This window comes from Paenibacillus sp. FSL H7-0690 (assembly GCF_037980415.1).
GTDB classification, from domain to species: Bacteria; Bacillota; Bacilli; order Paenibacillales; family Paenibacillaceae; genus Paenibacillus_AQ; species Paenibacillus_AQ odorifer.
Genome location: NZ_CP150281.1, coordinates 3,194,412 through 3,212,352, shown reverse-complemented (window position 1 = coordinate 3,212,352; position 17,941 = coordinate 3,194,412). Strand labels below are relative to the sequence as shown.

15 protein-coding genes and 1 riboswitch are annotated in these 17,941 nt (G+C 42.0%); of the genes, 3 read left to right on the top strand and 12 right to left on the bottom strand.

Translation table 11 applies throughout. From position 1 onward, the window contains the following. Positions 1-167 precede the first annotated feature (167 nt). The 9 genes from MHI32_RS14265 to MHI32_RS14225 form a co-directional block, all read right to left on the bottom strand. Positions 168-1,478: a voltage-gated chloride channel family protein gene (locus MHI32_RS14265; protein WP_340012567.1), complete on the bottom strand. Its 1,311-nt coding sequence runs from the start codon at positions 1,476-1,478 to the stop codon at positions 168-170. 67 nt (positions 1,479-1,545) lie between these two features. Then, positions 1,546-1,608: riboswitch (Fluoride riboswitch) on the bottom strand. A 7-nt stretch (positions 1,609-1,615) separates the two neighbouring features. Further along, positions 1,616-2,338: a YebC/PmpR family DNA-binding transcriptional regulator gene (locus MHI32_RS14260; protein WP_036678376.1), complete on the bottom strand. Its 723-nt coding sequence runs from the start codon at positions 2,336-2,338 to the stop codon at positions 1,616-1,618. A 165-nt stretch (positions 2,339-2,503) separates the two neighbouring features. Further along, positions 2,504-3,631, bottom strand: a complete 1,128-nt coding sequence (locus MHI32_RS14255) for a 5-methyltetrahydropteroyltriglutamate--homocysteine S-methyltransferase (protein WP_339190943.1) — start codon at positions 3,629-3,631, stop codon at positions 2,504-2,506. A 139-nt stretch (positions 3,632-3,770) separates the two neighbouring features. Beyond that, complete coding sequence (locus MHI32_RS14250; RefSeq protein ID WP_076184511.1) at positions 3,771-4,886, bottom strand: 5-methyltetrahydropteroyltriglutamate--homocysteine S-methyltransferase; 1,116 nt, start codon at positions 4,884-4,886, stop codon at positions 3,771-3,773. 16 nt (positions 4,887-4,902) lie between these two features. Continuing rightward, positions 4,903-5,835, bottom strand: coding sequence for a LysR family transcriptional regulator (locus MHI32_RS14245; RefSeq protein ID WP_076105621.1), 933 nt, complete (start codon positions 5,833-5,835; stop codon positions 4,903-4,905). Positions 5,836-5,955: 120 nt separating this feature from the next. Then, positions 5,956-7,083 carry a phosphodiester glycosidase family protein gene (locus MHI32_RS14240; RefSeq protein WP_076125850.1) on the bottom strand — a complete coding sequence of 376 codons (1,128 nt, stop codon included), beginning with the start codon at positions 7,081-7,083 and terminating at the stop codon, positions 5,956-5,958. A gap of 174 nt (positions 7,084-7,257) precedes the next feature. Continuing rightward, a complete protein-coding gene (locus MHI32_RS14235; protein WP_340012566.1) occupies positions 7,258-8,787 on the bottom strand; it encodes a TPM domain-containing protein in 1,530 nt (509 codons plus the stop codon). 921 nt (positions 8,788-9,708) lie between these two features. Further along, positions 9,709-10,641, bottom strand: coding sequence for a cysteine synthase A (cysK, locus tag MHI32_RS14230; RefSeq protein WP_340012565.1), 933 nt, complete (start codon positions 10,639-10,641; stop codon positions 9,709-9,711). A gap of 112 nt (positions 10,642-10,753) precedes the next feature. Continuing rightward, the gene (locus MHI32_RS14225; RefSeq protein ID WP_076185862.1) at positions 10,754-11,776 is read right to left on the bottom strand and encodes a LacI family DNA-binding transcriptional regulator; all 1,023 of its coding nucleotides are present in this window, start codon (positions 11,774-11,776) and stop codon (positions 10,754-10,756) included. Positions 11,777-12,092: 316 nt separating this feature from the next. On the opposite strand from MHI32_RS14225, the gene MHI32_RS14220 reads away from it, so the two are divergent. Next, the gene (locus tag MHI32_RS14220; protein ID WP_076308544.1) at positions 12,093-13,145 is read left to right on the top strand and encodes a 2,3-butanediol dehydrogenase; all 1,053 of its coding nucleotides are present in this window, start codon (positions 12,093-12,095) and stop codon (positions 13,143-13,145) included. A 626-nt stretch (positions 13,146-13,771) separates the two neighbouring features. Here MHI32_RS14220 and MHI32_RS14215 read toward each other — a convergent pair. Both MHI32_RS14215 and MHI32_RS14210 read right to left on the bottom strand, forming a co-directional pair. Next, the gene (locus tag MHI32_RS14215; protein ID WP_340012564.1) at positions 13,772-14,368 is read right to left on the bottom strand and encodes a GNAT family N-acetyltransferase; all 597 of its coding nucleotides are present in this window, start codon (positions 14,366-14,368) and stop codon (positions 13,772-13,774) included. Beyond that, positions 14,365-15,045, bottom strand: coding sequence for an HAD family hydrolase (locus tag MHI32_RS14210; protein WP_076219101.1), 681 nt, complete (start codon positions 15,043-15,045; stop codon positions 14,365-14,367). The genes MHI32_RS14215 and MHI32_RS14210 overlap by 4 nt, the downstream gene beginning before the upstream one ends. A 129-nt stretch (positions 15,046-15,174) precedes the next feature. Between MHI32_RS14210 and MHI32_RS14205 the strand changes: the two genes are divergently transcribed. Continuing rightward, the gene (locus MHI32_RS14205) at positions 15,175-15,669 is read left to right on the top strand and encodes a DUF6803 family protein (protein WP_076129365.1); all 495 of its coding nucleotides are present in this window, start codon (positions 15,175-15,177) and stop codon (positions 15,667-15,669) included. 78 nt (positions 15,670-15,747) lie between these two features. Here MHI32_RS14205 and MHI32_RS14200 read toward each other — a convergent pair whose 3' ends face one another. Further along, positions 15,748-17,196 carry an MDR family MFS transporter gene (locus MHI32_RS14200; protein WP_076185870.1) on the bottom strand — a complete coding sequence of 483 codons (1,449 nt, stop codon included), beginning with the start codon at positions 17,194-17,196 and terminating at the stop codon, positions 15,748-15,750. A gap of 154 nt (positions 17,197-17,350) precedes the next feature. Here MHI32_RS14200 and MHI32_RS14195 point away from each other — a divergent pair, with 154 nt between their 5' ends. Then, positions 17,351-17,899, top strand: a complete 549-nt coding sequence (locus tag MHI32_RS14195; RefSeq protein WP_076129363.1) for a PadR family transcriptional regulator — start codon at positions 17,351-17,353, stop codon at positions 17,897-17,899. Positions 17,900-17,941: the final 42 nt, after the last annotated feature.

Sequence of the window (17,941 nt, the reverse complement as noted above, 5' to 3'; positions counted from 1 at the left end):
TTTGATTAAGCTCCGGACAACGTTTCATCGTTTGTATCCGATTGTTCGGAGCAGCTTCTGGTATATAATTTTTCAGTTTCCACATGAATCATGTTGAACCATCCCTTCGTTTGGCTACATTTTAAATCGTGTATCCGCACTTGTCAACCACCATCCGAGAGGTGCTGTTATTTTTTGCGGGCGCGTTTGACCGTACCGATCCTAGTCCCTTGAGGAATAGTAATGAACTGGCTCTTCGATACACCAATAAGCTGTGAAGTATAAATACTACTATGTCCGGAGAATAAATAACTCACCACACAAGCGATAAACATGTATATGGCTCCTTCCGAACCAAACAGCTCGATCCCCATTAAGAAGCAAGCGATAGGCGTGCTAGTAGCTCCACAGAAGACAGCAATAAAACCGAGGGCAGCTAAAAAGGGTCCATAAACATGTAATATTCCAGCCAAGACATTTCCTAGTGTGGCACCAATCGTAAATAACGGAGTAACCTCACCACCCTGAAATCCTGTTCCTAAGGTAAAGGCGGTAAAGATCAGCTTCCATAAAAAAGCGAACGGCGAGACATCTCCCTCAAAAGAATCCTTGATTAACGGAATTCCGAGGCCTAAGTAATCACGAGACCCTACAAGGAATACTAAGGCAATGATAATTAATCCACCTACGGCACCTTTTATCATTGGATTGCTTATCCTGGCGGTGAAGATTTTTTTTAGAAAATGAGTCAGTTCACTGAAAAGCATACTCACGAGAGCAAAAATTACAGAGGCCAATACCACTTTTAGAATAATCATTAAACTTAAAGCTGGAAATTCGTTCACTACATAGTGTGTATGATGAACACCCCACAATCGAGTGGTGACCAGATCACCAACAAAACTAGCCACAAAACATGGAAGTAATGCCTGTTGGCTAATAAGTCCAATGGTTACTACCTCTAGACCAAATAAGGTTCCAGCCAGCGGTGTTCCGAAAATAGAACCAAAGCCTGCACTGATCCCGCACATTAACAGTATCTTACGATCCAGAGGACTGATTTTAATCAGCTTTCCGAACCATTCCGCAAGGCTTCCGCCCATTTGAACAGCTGTCCCTTCACGCCCAGCGGATCCACCAAATAAGTGGGTTACCAGTGTCCCGAACAATACTAAGGGTGCCATCCGTAATGGAATGGTCTCGTTACCATCCTGAATTTGTTCTATAATAAGGTTATTTCCTTTAGCGCTGTTTTTTCCGTAACGCATATATAGGAAACTAACAAATACTCCCCCAAGAGGCAACAAATAAAGTAGCCCTGGATGCTCTAAACGTACATCTGTTACGTAATCCAAGCTTTTTAGAAAAAAAGCAGAGGCGGTGCCGGATAAAATACCAACTACACTGCCGAGCACAATCCATTTGATAAATGTACTCCAAAGAGCAAAATAACTTCGCTTCTTAGTGATTTCAAACCATCGGGTAGACCATGGATTCATCTCGACAGCTCCTAAGGACAAAATAAATTAGTCTCAACAATAAAACAGACTCCTACCAGGGAAGCTCACACTGGTAGGAGTCATTAGTCTCAGAGAGACAGTTACGGCGAACTCCATCGCCCTTTATAAAACTTAAATTATTCTTCTTCTGAATCTACGTTATGATACACTTGTTGAACATCTTCCAGGTCTTCCAAAGCATCAATCAATTTCTCGAATTGAGCTTGAGCATCTTCTGGGAGTGCCACATAGTTTTGTGGAAGCATGTTTAACTCAGCAACAGTAAATTCAGTGATGCCTGCATTCTTGAATACTTCTTGCACTGCATTGAACTGATCAGGCTCTGCATAAACAATAACTGCATCATCCTCTTCCAGCACATCGCGTACATCAAGTTCTGCATCAAACATCATTTCAATTACTTCATCAGCAGTTTTACCTTCCACACCTATAACGGCCGTAGAGTCAAACATGTAAGCTACTGATCCGCTGACACCCATATTTCCGCCATTCTTACTGAAGGTTGAACGGATCAATGGAGCTGTCCGATTAACGTTATTTGTGAGCGCATCAACGATGATCATTGAACCGCTAGGTCCAAATCCTTCATAACGAAGCTCTTCATAATTTTCTTCAGCGCTACCTTTAGCCTTATCAAGCGCACGGTCAATGATCGCTTTTGGTACATTGTAAGTTTTTGCACGTTCTAATACAACTTTCAGGGCCCGGTTCGCTTCTGGATCGGGTTCACCCTTCTTTGCTGCTACATAAATCTCAACACCAAACTTTGCATAAACACGACTAGTGTTTGCGTCTTTGGAAGCTTTCTTTTCTTTAATATTATTCCACTTACGACCCATATTGTTCCCGCTCTCTTTCAACATGAATTAAAAACAATTGTTACTTATTATACCCTTCTTCGATAGCTCTAGTAAAGTGCAGTAGTAGGTTAATCCTCTAAGCTGTCACAATACAGATAGAAAAAGGCCCCTGATTCAATCAGGAGCCTGCTAATTTTTTATAGATTACTGCCAAATTTCATCTGCAATCTCTTTAATAAACTGCAGTTTATCCCATTGCTGTTGATCTGTCAGATGGTTTCCTTCTTCCGTAGAGGCAAAACCACATTGTGGGCTCAGGCACAACTGATTGATATCCACATATTGCGAAGCTTCTTTAATCCGTCCAATGATTTCTTCTTTATTCTCAAGCTCACCTGACTTCGAACTGAACAAACCTAAAACCACTTGCTGATCTTTAATAAATCTAAGGGGTGCAAAGTCTCCGGCCCGATCCGTATCGAACTCCAGATAGAAACCATCTACATCTACCGTTCCAAATAACACTTCTGCGATAGGCTCGTATCCGCCGGATGCTGCCCAAGTGGACGCGTAGTTCCCACGGCATACATGCATCGTGATAACCATATCTGCTGGATGATCTTTAATCGCTTCGTTATTTACAAATGCGTATAGCTTAGCGATTTCGTTAACATCTACACCCTCTTTTTGACGGGCTTCCCAATATCCTTTATCACAGAGCATACCCCATGTGCAGTCGTCCAATTGCAGATTACGGCAACCTGCCTCATAGAAATCGCGAATAACTTCACGATAAGCTGCAGCAATATCAGCCACAAGTTCATCCTGCTTGTCGTAAACAGCTACAGTAGTCTTTTGATTGCGCTGAAGTTCAGCAAGGAACTGCGCTGGCGAAGGAATCGTTTGGCGCGCTACTACATCATTTCCCGCTATGCTAACCAATTGTTTGTAGTCAGCGATCATTGGATGGTTAGTCCCACGGATTTTACCGGATAATTCTGCAGTTTCCGCTCTGGTCTCTACACCATTAAACAGGTAGCCCACTGGGCTGACTTTCTTTGTTACCCCTTCAAGGCCCCACATAAAATCTAAATGCCACCAGGAGCGGCGGAACTCTCCATCCGTTACACCTTTTAATCCAATCGCTTTTTGTTTTTTCACAACTCTGGCAATCTCTGTATCTTCAACCTTGCGCAATTCATCAGCGGAGATTTCATTATTTTGATATTGGACACGAGCTCTCTTAATCGTTTCCGGACGTAAGAAGCTGCCAACGATATCTACTCTGAATGGCACTTCAGTTCTTTGTTTTCCTTTTTGGATGGTACTCATAGGGGTTCGTCCTCCTTTATTGTCTGTGCTTTTCTGTTGAATTCACTATAGCACTGTACAATCAGGACAGGGTAACTCCTAAAAACTATGGCCTACCATAAGCTTACGCTATAGCAGGCCACCAAATTAGCTTATTTAATTATAACCAGACCTCTCGGGCGGTTTCGATCACAAGGCGTATTTTATCCCACTGCTCTTCTTCAGTTAGAATATTTCCTTCCTCCGTAGAAGCAAATCCACACTGAGGGCTTAGGCACAACTTCTCAATATCTACATATTGCGCGGCTTCTTCGATTCTTGCCTTAAGCTGCTCTTTACTCTCCAGACCCCCATGTTTGGTCGTTACTAATCCCAACACTACAAATTGGTCTTTAATAAATCGTAAGGGCTCGAAATCGCCAGCTCGTTCATTATCATATTCCAAGAAAAAGGCATCAACTTTGGTATTGGAAAAAAGCACCTCGGCAACAGGCTCATAACCGCCAGCAGCGAACCAAGTGGAGCGAAAATTACCTCGGCAAACGTGCAGCGCGATGGTCATATCATGCGGACGATTCGCAATACTCTCATTGATCAGCCTAACGTAATCCTTCGCTAACTGATCGGGATCTGTACCTCTACTGCGTAAATGTGCGCGATGTCGGCCACTGCTCAGCGTTCCCCAAGTTGTGTCGTCTAACTGAAGGTAACGGCAGCCTGCATCATAAAAGGCTTGAATCGCAGTTTGGTAAACCGCGATGATATCTTGAAATAGAGTTTCCTTATCAGGGTAAACTTCATTTCCATTAAACTCCTCCACAAAGTGAAATAGGGCAGGTGAAGGGATCGTCATTTTGGGTAACCGGTCTCCCGCCATTTCCTTGAGCTTTATAAATTGCTGTAGCATGGGATGATCTTCAAAGGAAATCCGGTCAACAATTCGGAATGATTCTGCACGCTGAACCGTTTCGGCTCTTCCATTCCCTTGGTTTAAGTTAATCTTTTCAGTTCCTTTAATTCCGACAAAGAAATCAAGATGCCACCAGGAACGGCGAAACTCACCATCTGTTACTGCTAATAATCCTACTTCCTTTTCTAATTCCAGTAGTTTAGCAATTTCAATATTCTCTATTTCATAAAGCTCACTACCTGTAATTTCACCATTCTCATATTGGAGGCGGGCTGCTTTAATCTCTTCCGTACGCAAGAAGCTGCCGACGATATCATAGCGAAAGGGTGGAGCATTTCTCTGGGTGCCAGTTACGGGTCTAATCATACCGATCCTCCTACAGCTATAGTAAAAAATGATTTAGATCAAAATAACTTCCGGAAACCAAGTCATTTAAGATTTCTATATACTTGGATGCCATCACACTAGGTCTACGATCTTTATGCGCAATCCAACCAACCGTGAATACTTCATTACTCTCAAATGGAATCGTCTTCAGTCCATTACCGTTCAGATCGGATGCCATGATTCCTGTACCCACTGTATAACCGTCCGTGCCCATTAATAAATTGGTCAAGGTTGCCCGGTCATTCACTTTAATATTCTTCTCAATCTGAGAAAAACTTAACATTTCCTCCGAGAAGTGAAGTGAATTGTTCTCACCCTGTTCAAAAGTAATATACGGAAAAGGTAAAATATCGTCCTGCGAGATCCTTTCCTTCTGGGCAAGCGGATGTCCAGTTCTAACATAAAGATGTGGGTCAGTATTAAAGAGTGGCGTGAATTTCAGATTACCGTCACTGAACAGCTTATTCATATGCTTATAGTTGCTCTCGTTAATATAAAGAATCCCCAAATCGCTACGGAGAGTACGCACATCTTCGATGATGTCGTAGGTTTGCGTCTCTCTCAAGCTGAAGTTGTACTCTGAGACATCACTTTGCTTCATGAGACTCACAAAAGCATCTACCACAAAAGCATAATGCTGAGTCGAAATGGAAAAATAGATTGGGCTACGCTTTTTCCCAGTATAACGATTCTCCATAAGCTCTGTTTGTTCAATGATTTGACGGGCATATCCGAGAAATTCCATTCCTTCTACAGAAATGCTGATTCCACGGTTCGTCCTTTCAAAGATGGTAATCCCAAGTTCATTTTCAAGCTCTTTAATAGCGTTGGACAGGCTCGGTTGAGAAACAAAGAGTTTCTTTGCCGCCTCATTCATGGAGCCACTATTTGCAATTTCGATAGCGTAGCGGAGCTGCTGCAACGTCACTCCTATTCCCCCTGTTCCAGACCTATTCGTACTACATTCTGTTTCATACTAGCTGATATCGTAGCATAAATACACATCTCATTCCAAGATAATCCTTATTATGTGCCCAATAACGCGTACTTATTGTGTTCTCTTTTTCCCAGCATCAATCTTGGCAGGATCTAGTCCTTTCCAGATATTTGGCATATCAACCTGTTCTGGATGCTCAAAAACTAAAAAAGCTGTAGGCAAATACCGCTCACCATATTGGGATGAAGGTTTATTCATAATCTCATTGTCTTTTACTAGTACCGTAGAAGAACCACCATCAAGATTAGCCGCTATCACGGCTCCATGCTTAAGCAAAATCTGCTGCACATCATAGAGATTTGCTCCAATACTATAAGTAGGCTGTCGACCGTCAATTACTACAAAAATAATAGCGCCATCTGCCCGCTGACCCATTGCTGTTCTAGGTGCAATCCCCCAACCTTCCGCTGCATTCTTAATCAATCCTTTGCCATTGACGATTAGCCGCGGGCTAAAAGTAACTGCCTCCTGAACCCCCATTTTACTAATCTCATCTAGCGTATAATTCCCTGCAACCATTTTTCCTTGTTTATCCAGACCAACAATCTGTGTAGATTTTTTACCGCCAAGACCGTTGTAATATAACTTACCTTGTGAGACTACAATTCCTATGGGTTTAAACCCGTTACCTTTCCAGTTCGGATCAGCGAACCCACCACCGTTAACTCCAGCGATAGCGCCTGTACGCTTCACCATACTGGTTACTTTTTCACCTGAACCAATCTTATTAGGTATTCCTAGTCGGACTTTGGTTGGATCATTAACAATCATTACATATCCGGTATAGCCACTGCCTGAGACATTCTCAATCTCGACAAGCGGCTTCTCTACCACCTCAGGTTCGGGAGCAATCGTATGTGTATCTATTTCGTCCCCCATCTCTTCAAAACGGGCGGTATATTCGGTTACCCGGTCCTTCAGTTGATCTTCACCTATAATATATTTAGCCATATAGCGATGTTGTGTTGTAATTAACGTATCTGCGATTGTATAACGTAAGTTCTGAGCCGAGGGTGCAAAATAAAGCCATCCACCAGCAGCGATCATTAAAAATAAGCAGAATAAAAAAACTTTGGATAAGGTGCGAAAAAAACTCCGTTTCTTCCGCTTTTTTATTGGTTTCTTTACAGGTTTCTTATTGCGTGCATTGGAACGTTGAGGTAATGATGAAGTGCTCACTTCTGAGTATCCCTCCCTAAATATTACTAATTTGATAATATGTACAACTCGTCCTTATCATAGACGATGATTTTCGTTAAAAGTTTCTGTTTGAGAAATAGTCAGCATTCAAAAACAAAAAACGAGCAGGTTTCCAATATCTTGGCTACCTGCTCATCTAAAGCTAAACAAATTCTAATGTCTTCCTACTCCACCACCGCTGCTAGCGCTACCGCCGCCACCTGATGAGCCACCACCGCCGGAATAACCGCCGCCACCTGATGAGCCTCTATCATCATCATCTGAGTAGCTGCGGCTGGATGAGCTTGAAGAATGTCTTCCTGCTCCTCCACCACTGCTGGAACCTCCACCACCATGGTTCTCGTTGCTTGAGGAATACCGTCCTGCACCGCCACCGTTAGTAGAGCCTCCGCCACCACTGTTTCCCCAGAAACTTGATTGCGAATTGTTTGTATTCCTATGGTGGTGATGATAATAACGTCTGTGCCAGCGTCTGCCATAACCGTAATCCGCTTGACCATGCCAAGGACCATAACGGCGTATATTCCTTTGGCTATATGGATTAAATGGCAAACCATACATTTCTATATATCTATTGCGTCGTGAAGCAGTAAATCCAAATAAGATGAGCGAACCAAAAATCGCTGAGAAAATTAGAAAAGCCTTGCTTTTACTAACCGCCTCACCTCCACTTGTAGCTGTAGTAGAGGAAGTACCAGAATTCGTTGTAGTCCCAGGATTAACATTGTTTCCGTTGTTTCCTGTGACTCCTTGCGGATGATCCGCTCTCGCTAACAAGAAACTGTAGAACGAATTAACTGTCGTTGTAGCTCCCGTACCGTAATCTTTTTTCACAAATTGGGGTTCAAGCACGGTATTTAAAATATCACTAATAACCTCATTGGTTAAAACCTTGTCGATATCCTTGCCTTGTAGAACATGATAGTTGTCTCCGCCTATGTCCAATACAAGCATAACATCCTTAGGACCAGCACCTACCGAAGCAAACTTCATATAAGTATAGTCCTGCAATGTTTTATCTCCAGCATTTTTTACGGTGACCACATAAATTCCACTTCCGGTTGTTGTTTTATATCTGTTGCTGGAATCGTTCAGATAGTCTTTAGTTACTTTTTTGAGCACACCCGCATTATCGGATACGTAATTTTTGGTGCCAACATTTTCTGCCCAAGTGCCACCCATAGCTTGAATAAAAGCTCCATACGTCTTCCTAGCACCATTACTGTATGTTTTAGCTGCGAAATCCGGCTCAAGATATTGTGAAAGAATCTCTTTAATCTTACTGTTAGGCAATGATTCCTCTATACCTTTACCTTGTACCGCCCAGTAATCATCATCTTTTATAGAAAGGAGCAGCAGCAGCCCGTTATTTTTATCCGCAGCCCCCACACCCCAGCTATTGAAAAGCGATTTTGCATACTCTTCCATCGAAACCCCTTCAGTAGAGTCGACAGTTACAAGCACAACTTGAGCTCCAGTAGCCTGATGTAATCGAATACCGTAGTTCACCATGTAATTCTCTGCTTTCTCGTCAATCACATTCGCAAAATCATTCACATAAAATGACCCTGTATGCTTAGGTACAGCAGTTTTGGCTAAACTTACGGCCGGCAAAAGCAATAGACTTAACAATAAGGCAGCAAGTGTGGTATGTAGCAGTATTTTTAGAGTTCTCGTGTTCATATGTACCTCCTGATCTATCATTATCTCTCTTATTTATCGGTTACGCGCGGTTAGCGGAATAGTTCCATTTTATTCTAAACTGGAAATTACACAACAGGAAAAAACGGTTAGAGTTTGTGAGGCGGGTGATTTGAGGCGTGCAAGTCGCTTTAGGGGCAATCATCGTGTTGTGTTGATGGATCAAACTCAAGAGCATTGGAGTTTTGAAATCTCCTACTGAGATAACATACTTTTCGCCGATGGATCGGACTCAGGAGACGTTATTTTGTTCATTCGAGCGTTTGCGGCAGGCTATCGGACTCAGTTGCAGCTATTTACTCAAAACCACACTGTTTATCCACAAATGTTGGCCAATAAGTGCTATACAGTCCGATAACGCAGCAAAATGAGATTAAATGGCGAAATAGCTGCAATACGGTCCGTAACACCCTGAACTCTCTAAGTTACTTGAGATAATGGGAGTTTTGGATCCTTCTTAAACTTCTTAGTTACTTGAGGTACATTGGAGTTTTGGAATCCCCTGCTGGATAACACACTTTTCGCCGATTCATCGGACTCAGGAGACGTTATTCTGTTTATTTGAGCGTTTGCGGCAGGCTATCGGACTCAGTTGCAGCTATTTGCTCAAAACCACACCACTTATCCGCAAATGTTGGCCAATAAGTGCTATTCAGTCCGATAACGCAGCAAAATGAGCTGAAAAGGCGAAATAGCTGCAATACGGTCCGTAACACACTGAACTTCCTTGGCTACTATACAAAATGGGAGGTTTGGAATCCCCCTTAAACTACTAAGTTACTTGAGGTACCCGTTATCTGGAGATATACAGCCAATACTCCAACAACAAAAAGGCTCAGCCTATAGCTGAACCTTTTGCTTGCTTTTTAAAGCCAATTCCTTGGATCTAGCGCTCATGTTCCGTTAAAAATCAAACAGCGTAGTAGTTAAGTAACGTTCACCGGTATCCGGCAGAATCACCACGATGGTCTTGACCTTATTCTCAGGACGCTTAGCGATTTGTGTAGCTGCGTAAACAGCTGCTCCGGAGGAGATACCCACCAGCAATCCTTCTGTTCTCGCAAGTGCACGTGATACGCTATAGGCATCATCATTTTTCACCTGAAAAATCTCATCCACCACTTCATTATCGTAATTCTCCGGAATAAAGTTTGCTCCAATGCCCTGAATCCCATGTCCCTTAGGACGGCCTCCTGATAAAACAGGAGAGTCAAACGGCTCGATGGCGACAATTTGGACTGCGGGGTTCTTTTCTTTCAACGCTTTCCCAACACCCGAGATAGTGCCTCCAGAACCAACACCCGCTATGAAAATATCAACATCTCCATCGGTATCCCGCCAAATCTCCTCTGCTGTAGTCGTTCTGTGTATTTCCGGGTTCGCAGGATTGCTGAATTGTTGGGGAATAAATGAATTTGGAATTTCCGCAGCTAATTGTTCTGCCTTTCTTACAGCTCCGCTCATTCCTTCAGTTCCCGGTGTTAACACAAGCTCAGCACCTAATGCCAGCATTAATTTACGGCGTTCAATACTAAATGTATCTGGTAGGACGATGATCAGTGAATACCCTAAGCTAGCAGCTGCAAAAGCAAGTCCTATCCCAGTGTTTCCACTAGTAGGCTCAATAATGACAGAATCTTTATTAATGAGACCTCTCTCTTCCGCATCTTTGATCATTGCATATCCAATACGATCTTTAACACTACCTGCAGGATTAAAAGATTCCAGCTTGGCAAGAACCCTTGCTTCTACGTTTTGGGTTTTACTATACTTTGAAATCTCTAATAACGGTGTATTTCCGATCAGATCGGTTAAGCTCTTATAAATATTAGCCATAATGATCCGCACCTCATTTCTTAATTTCCAATCAAATTACTCTGTATTAAGTCTAGCAGGATTTAAAGGATTTACAACCTATTCATTCTTAGTAGTCGCAAACTTGAGGCCTTTAATTCGTACTACGTCTAACCGAAACACTTGACTCTCGCACGATTAATCGTGGATCAAGCTGCACCCTTTGATACTCCCCGGTAATATTATCCTGAATACGTTGCAAAAGAAGCTGTGTGGCTAATCGTGCCACTTCATTCCCCATGATGGAAACTGAACTAATCTGAGGCGTTGTGATAGTTGTCCATGCGTTATTATCTACCCCAACCACCGCCACATCTTCAGGAACACGTACGCCTAATTCTTTAAACCGATTCACAATACCTATGGCCACCATGTCATTCACTGCATAAATAGCGTCTGGCATATGCGTCAGGCTGTAGAAATAGTCAGCGGCTTGTAGTCCAGTTTGCAAGGAAAAGTCTTCGCCAAAATAAACAAGCGAAATATCCACTTGATTTAAAGCTTGCTGATAAGCAAGATAACGATCTTCAATAAGATCTTTTTGTGCCCCTGCATATGCAATTCTAGAACGACCGATATTGATTAAATGCTCCATCACTAATTGTCCTTCAAAACGTGACAAACTAACGACGTCAGCTTTCACATTTTCTGTGATTCTTTTCCCGTAGTTAATGATGGAGACCGGAACACTCGATTTATTAATTAACTCTACCATGGTCTTTGGATAAGCAAGAGGCATGATAATGAGTCCATCTACATGTAATTTTTTGACCTCACGAATCGTTTCGAGCTCAGTGCGCGGGTTGCCAGAAGTATTAATTTGAATTACCCGATAGCTATGTTGTTTGGCGGCTTGCTCTACGGACCAGGCGATATCCGGAATAATTGCGTTGCGAATGTCAGGAACGGCCAGAGCAATTTGCTTCGTTTGGCGGATTTTGAGGCTTTGCGCAGAGGTATTTGGAGTGAAACCCATCTCCTCAATCACTTGCAGTACCAGCGCCTTGGTCTTGGAACTAATTCCCTCTGAATTATTAATGGCTCTTGAGACAGTAGCAATACCTACCCCCGCCCGTTTCGCTACATCCTCTATGGTTACTTTGTTTTTATTAGCCACTCTGATAGTCCCCTTATTTCCGGAATCGTTTTCGTATTTATCTCTATTCCACTCATCTAAAATCAAAATTCCAATGTATAGATTATAACATAATAGTACATAGAAGAATACTTATCTCAGCTGCCACTGTGAGCCTAAAGGCTTGATATAACTCTATTTTAGTGAAAAATTTCACTAATTTTCAATATTAATATTTTCAATATTTAAATTTGACAATATGAAAATTATGTGACATATTTGTTCTCGGAAACGTTTCCTCTTTTCCAGAAATAAAATACTATTTATTATTTAATTATTAATCTAGGAGATGAATGATATGCAAGCATTAAGATGGCATAACGTCAAAGATCTACGGTTAGAAAAGATTGAAGAACCAGCAGCCCTTGAAGGAAAAGTGAAAATCAAAATCGAATGGTGCGGAATTTGTGGCAGCGATCTTCACGAATATGTAGCCGGTCCTATTTTCATTCCCCAAGGAACAGATCATCCCCTTACTGGTGAAAAAGCTCCAGTCGTAATGGGACATGAATTCTCTGGACAAATCGTAGAAGTAGGTCAAGGCGTTAGCAAGTTTAATGTTGGTGATCGCGTCGTCGTAGAGCCTGTTTTTGCATGTGGTGAATGTGTGGCTTGTCGACAAGGTAAATATAATCTTTGTGAAAAAATGGGCTTCCTAGGTTTGGCTGGTGGTGGCGGTGGATTCTCAGAATACGTCGCAGCAGACCAACATATGGTGCACAAAATTCCAGACAGCTTATCCTATGAACAAGGTGCTCTCGTGGAACCTTCTGCCGTTGCTCTACACGCTGTTCGTTCCAGTCAACTGAAGGTTGGAGATAAAGCTGTAGTATTCGGTGCTGGCCCAATCGGTTTGCTGGTCATTGAAGCTTTGAAAGCATCCGGCGCTGCTGAAATCTATGTAGTAGAACTTTCCGAGGAACGTAAGAGTAAAGCTGAAGAGCTTGGTGGTATTGTAATCGATCCTAAACAATATGATGTGGTCGAAGAAATTCAAAAACGTACCGATGGTGGCGTAGATGTTGCGTTTGAAGTGACAGGCGTACCTCCCGTTCTAACCCAAGCCATTAATTCCACTAAATTGAGTGGACAAATCATGATCGTTAGTATTTTCGAAAAAGATGCTACGATTACTCCAAACAATATCGTACTTAAAGAACGCAACTTAACTGGTATCATTGGTTACCGTGATGTTTTCCCAGCTGTAATTAGCTTGATGGAACAAGGGTACTTCCCTGCTGAAAAACTTGTTACTAAGAGAATTAAACTGAATGAAGTGATTGATCACGGGTTTGAGGCTCTTTTGAAAGAAAAAAATCAAGTGAAAATCCTTGTAAGTCCTAAACAATAACCATAAGCAGCCTATTGGCTGAATCATAAAAGAAGGCGCTGCTCCAAGCAGCTCTTTCTAGAATTTGTAGCGGTCTCTGTTATTAAAAAAAACCAGGTAGCGATTCTCCGGGATTGGAGTATCACTGCCTGGTGTTTTTGATCTGTGGGGGGTGTTTAAGCAAATTTATGGGCAAATCCTTATACGCTCTGGCTTAACTCGCTTAATCATCCGCTGATCCACCAAGTATATTCATCCTCACTAAGCAGGAGTTGCAAGTCTGATGCCTTGAAGAAATCCTTTCAGACAGAACGTAGCTTCCGGTGCATTCCCTCTTGGTATACTTCTGGTACCGAAATTAAAGGATTCGAATGAGATAATGGAGAGTGATATAGGGTAAATGCGAAATAACTGCATTCTGTACACTTATTCCGTATGCAAAAGTAACTATTCTTGTTTTAATTGTATTCTGTACAATTAAAACCCTGAAAATCCACCTATAAGGAATTAAATGAGGAATATAGATGTACTAAATACAGTTATATCTATGCCCCGACCAATTAAGGAATTATAGTTGTACAAAATACAATTAAACACTCACTCTGCTTTAACAAATTGCTTCCGTCGCCACTCTGATTCATCTATACTTATGCGTATTTATCAATTATCAAATAATGCAGATTCTCTTTTACAGCAGGCCATTCGGTATCCAATATGCTAAAGACCACATTATCATGAATCGATCCGTCAGACTTGATTCTATGCTTGCGCAGAACCCCTTCTTTAACCGCCCCTATTCGTTCTACTGCTCTTTGTGACCTCAAGTTGTTCGCGACCACTGTAAATTCTACGCGGATCAGCTTTAGTTCTTCAAAACAATAGTGTAGCAGCAGCGACTTGCCTTCTGTGTTCACACTAGTTCTCCAATAGTCTGGTGAGATCCAGGTACATCCAATTTCAGCGTTACGATGAACCAAATCCGGATGCATAATACGAGTGGTTCCGATAATTCGCTCCGTTGCTTTATCAATGATAGTAAAGGTAATTTGTGAACCGTTCTTTTGATTCGCTAAAGCTGTTGAGATTAATCCTTGCACCTGCTCGTCCGACGTTATTTTTCGCCAGGTAAATTCCCAGATGTCTGGATTTCTTAACACTCTCGCCAATCCTTCTGCATGACTTTCATCTATTGGAACCAGCTTAATCGATTTCCCGTCAAGTATTTCAGTATTCATAACACTCATTTGGTGCACCGTTCTCTCAATGAAATATGCTGAATGATATCTGCAATTTCTTCCACACGAAAGGCGATATGGTCTGCTCCGGCTTGTTCAAGCTCTTCCTTGGGACCATAACCAAAAGTCACTCCAATGGATTCAACACTACAGCCAATAGCACCGATGATATCATGCTTACGATCTCCTATCATTACCGCTTCCTCTGGATGTATGTCATTCTCATCAAGCACGTACTGAATAACCTCTTGCTTCTTAGAACGGGTACCGTCCAGATTACTTCCTCCGATATGTTTGAAATAATGATCGAGCTTATAATGCTCAAGAATCTGTGCTGCAAAAACAGTCGGTTTGGAGGTTGCTACATACAATGAGTATCCATTCGTCTTAAGTCCCTCCAGCAATTGGGGTATACCTTCAATCACCATATTCTCAAATAATCCCGTGGCACTGTAACGCTCCCGGTAAAAAGCAACCGCTTGAAGCGCTTGTTCCTCAGTGAAATGGTGCAGCTCGATAAATGAATCATATAACGGAGGACCTATGTAAGGAAGAAGCTCATCCAAATGCTCGATCTGTATATCAAATTTGTTCAAAGCGTATTCTACGCTTTTGGTGATGCCTTCTTTGGGGTCTGTTAAAGTACCATCTAAATCAAATAAAATGTTTTGTAATCCTCTTCCCACGGTTGTCTTGCTCCCCTCGACTGATATTATTGCATATATTTATCATACCTTCGTTTCCACATACTTTCCACATACTTCTCGAATACGATAAGTAACTGAAGCTATTACATATTATCGGAGGAGTATCTTATGAACATGACGCATTACATGTCTTTGCTAGCGGACAACCAGCCTTGGAATTTGATTATATTCATGGCCATCCCCGTGATTTTTGCTGAGACGATTACCATTACAGAGTTTATTATTTTGTTCACCAAGAATCTAACAGGCCCACTACGATCCTTCAACAAAGTCTGCAGCATACTCGCAGGGATATATTTCACAGGTGTATTTCTCTACTTGTTCCCAACTGCGTTTATTCCTTTGTCTGTGAATGGGGAATGGCACACATGGGTTGATATCGTAGCCGTGGGCTTCTATTTAAGCGGAGTACTCTTCTTATTGCCACTGGCTTTGTTAGATCTTGGTCTGATTGCCCGTAAACGATCGGAAGAGCACAAGATGAAGCTGCATTTTCTGCTTATTAGTGGATTCTTGGTCGTGGCGCATATCGCGATGATATTTGGGATGATTAATCCGGAAATTGTAGGGAGTATGGGTGGAATGGGCGATATGATGCATTAAAGTTTATTAACAAAACGTAATCTAAGACAAAAAGCAGATCAAGGATAAAACCTTGATCTGCTTTTTGTATCGTACCGGTTATCCTGCGTTTTGTACAGTTACCACAGTACGCTTCTTGCGTAATAAAAACATCAGTGGAAATCCAAACAACACAATAATGGAACCTACCACAAAAACATCATTCACACCCATCGTGAACGATAGCAAACGTATCGAATCTGTATTACTTGCACCGGAGCTGATCAACTCTTTAGAGTGGAGTAAGGATCTACTCGACAGCAGGGAGGTGAATACTGCAATCCCAAGTGAGCTTAACACATTGCGAACCCAGTTGTTGATCGACGTAGCATGCCCAGACCATTCGACAGGAATTTCCTCCATTGAGGCTGTACTGCTTGGAACATTGGCTAGTCCAATGCCGAGATTACGAACGACCATCGCCCACATAATAAAGCTATAAGATATGTTCGTTTGCAGCCGACTAAGCATGAATAAACCGATGAATATAAATAAAATACCCGCAGAAATCAACTTCACAGGTCCGAACTTTGGATACAGCTTACCTACGATTGGACTCAATAAGGCAAGGAGGATCGAGGACGGCAATAAAATCAGCCCAGTTTTAAGCGTTGTAGCCCCTTCTACCGTTTGTAAGAACAAAGGGGTTAAATAGGTTCCGGCATACATCGCAATCGTAACTAAACTATAGATACTAAGCATGGCGGTAAAACGGCGATTACGGAATACACGCAAATTCAGCAGAGGTACCTCCGCCTTCAGCTCGCGCAAAACAAACAAAACTAACAACACAACTCCCAAAAGGATTAACGATAAGGTTTTCCACGAAGTCCATCCCCAGCTATTGCCTTGGCTAAATGCAGTTAATAATGATAAACTACCGAGGACAACGGTAAGGAAACCAGGAATATCAAATGACTTCGGAATATTCATTCGATAATATGGAATTAACGTTAGGGTTAGAATAACAGCTATGATTCCAATAGGGATGTTAATTAAGAATAACCAATGCCAGCTGGCATATTGGAGCAGCCACCCGCTAAACGTTGGTCCTATGGCTGGCGCGACCATCGCGGATAACGACCAGAGGCTTACTGCAAAAGGTCTGCGTTCTCCCGGTATTACTTGAAATATGATGGTCATCGTACAAGCCATGATGAGACCGCTGCACGAACCCTGAAGCATCCGAAATACAATTAATGATGTTGGATCCCATGCCAAAGCACAAAACAAAGAGAACATGGTGAATCCCATCAAGGCGAAAAGATAAAGCCTTTTGTAGCTGAATCTTCCTCCGAGATAGCCGGCGAGTGGTGCGGTTACTCCTGTCGCCAGCATAAAACCCGTGACCATCCATTGCATGGTGTTCAGACTCGTATTGAAATGATCCATTAAAAGAGGAACAGCAATGTTGATCGTCGTTGTACTTAAGACAGAGACGAAATTTCCGAAGAATATGGCAATCATGATCGGCCAAAAATGTATTTTGCTTGCTTGATTTTCTTCCATGCTTCCCCTCCTCATTATTTTTTTATATGTCTACTTTTACATATATAAGGTGACTTGAATAATGTTATAATCGTATGATCAATATGTCAATGATGACATATCCCCGAAAAATTCAATGAAAACGGATTTATAATAACTGGAGGGCTTTATAGTAATGAATACACTGTCTTATGGACTTCTAGCTTTACTTAGCGCTAACTCATTGTCTGGATATGAATTAACTCAGAATATCAAGCCGCTCTGGCGTGCTGGACATAGTCAAATCTACCCTCTATTAATGAGCATGGAGCAGCAAGGTTATATCACCTTTAAGCTCATTGAACAGACCGATAAACCGGATAAAAAAGAATACTCCATTACGAAAGCAGGACTGGAGCAATTGCGGCAATGGGTGGAAACTACTGCAGAGCCTCCGGTGCTACGGGATGAGCTGCATTTTAAGCTGTATAGCTTATGGCTATCCAACCCGGAAGAAGCCAAGGACCTATTGCTAAAACGTGCAGAGTTTTGTAAAAGTGAGCTGGAGCGATACAAGGTTTTGCTCAAAGCAAACGAAGTCTTACGTGATGAACGCGGTGAGACGCGTGAGTTAAAAGCCACCACTTTTGGACGTTATTTACTGATCCACAAACGTGTGCTTGATATGGAGAGCTCTATACAATTTTGCGAATGGGCACTTGAAGAGCTGGAGTCGAATAAATAACATTATAAACATGCAAAAAAGAGACCTCATTTTGTATCTGAA

Coding starts and splice junctions, on each gene's coding strand:
- MHI32_RS14260 (WP_036678376.1), bottom strand. CDS start 2,338: ATGGGTCGTAAGTGGAATAATATTAAAGAAAAGAAAGCTTCCAAAGAC.
- MHI32_RS14235 (WP_340012566.1), bottom strand. CDS start 8,787: ATGAACACGAGAACTCTAAAAATACTGCTACATACCACACTTGCTGCC.
- MHI32_RS14250 (WP_076184511.1), bottom strand. CDS start 4,886: ATGATTAGACCCGTAACTGGCACCCAGAGAAATGCTCCACCCTTTCGC.
- MHI32_RS14255 (WP_339190943.1), bottom strand. CDS start 3,631: ATGAGTACCATCCAAAAAGGAAAACAAAGAACTGAAGTGCCATTCAGA.
- MHI32_RS14265 (WP_340012567.1), bottom strand. CDS start 1,478: ATGAATCCATGGTCTACCCGATGGTTTGAAATCACTAAGAAGCGAAGT.
- cysK (WP_340012565.1), bottom strand. CDS start 10,641: ATGGCTAATATTTATAAGAGCTTAACCGATCTGATCGGAAATACACCG.
- MHI32_RS14220 (WP_076308544.1), top strand. CDS start 12,093: ATGCAAGCATTAAGATGGCATAACGTCAAAGATCTACGGTTAGAAAAG.
- MHI32_RS14200 (WP_076185870.1), bottom strand. CDS start 17,196: ATGGAAGAAAATCAAGCAAGCAAAATACATTTTTGGCCGATCATGATT.
- MHI32_RS14215 (WP_340012564.1), bottom strand. CDS start 14,368: ATGAGTGTTATGAATACTGAAATACTTGACGGGAAATCGATTAAGCTG.
- MHI32_RS14195 (WP_076129363.1), top strand. CDS start 17,351: ATGAATACACTGTCTTATGGACTTCTAGCTTTACTTAGCGCTAACTCA.
- MHI32_RS14205 (WP_076129365.1), top strand. CDS start 15,175: ATGAACATGACGCATTACATGTCTTTGCTAGCGGACAACCAGCCTTGG.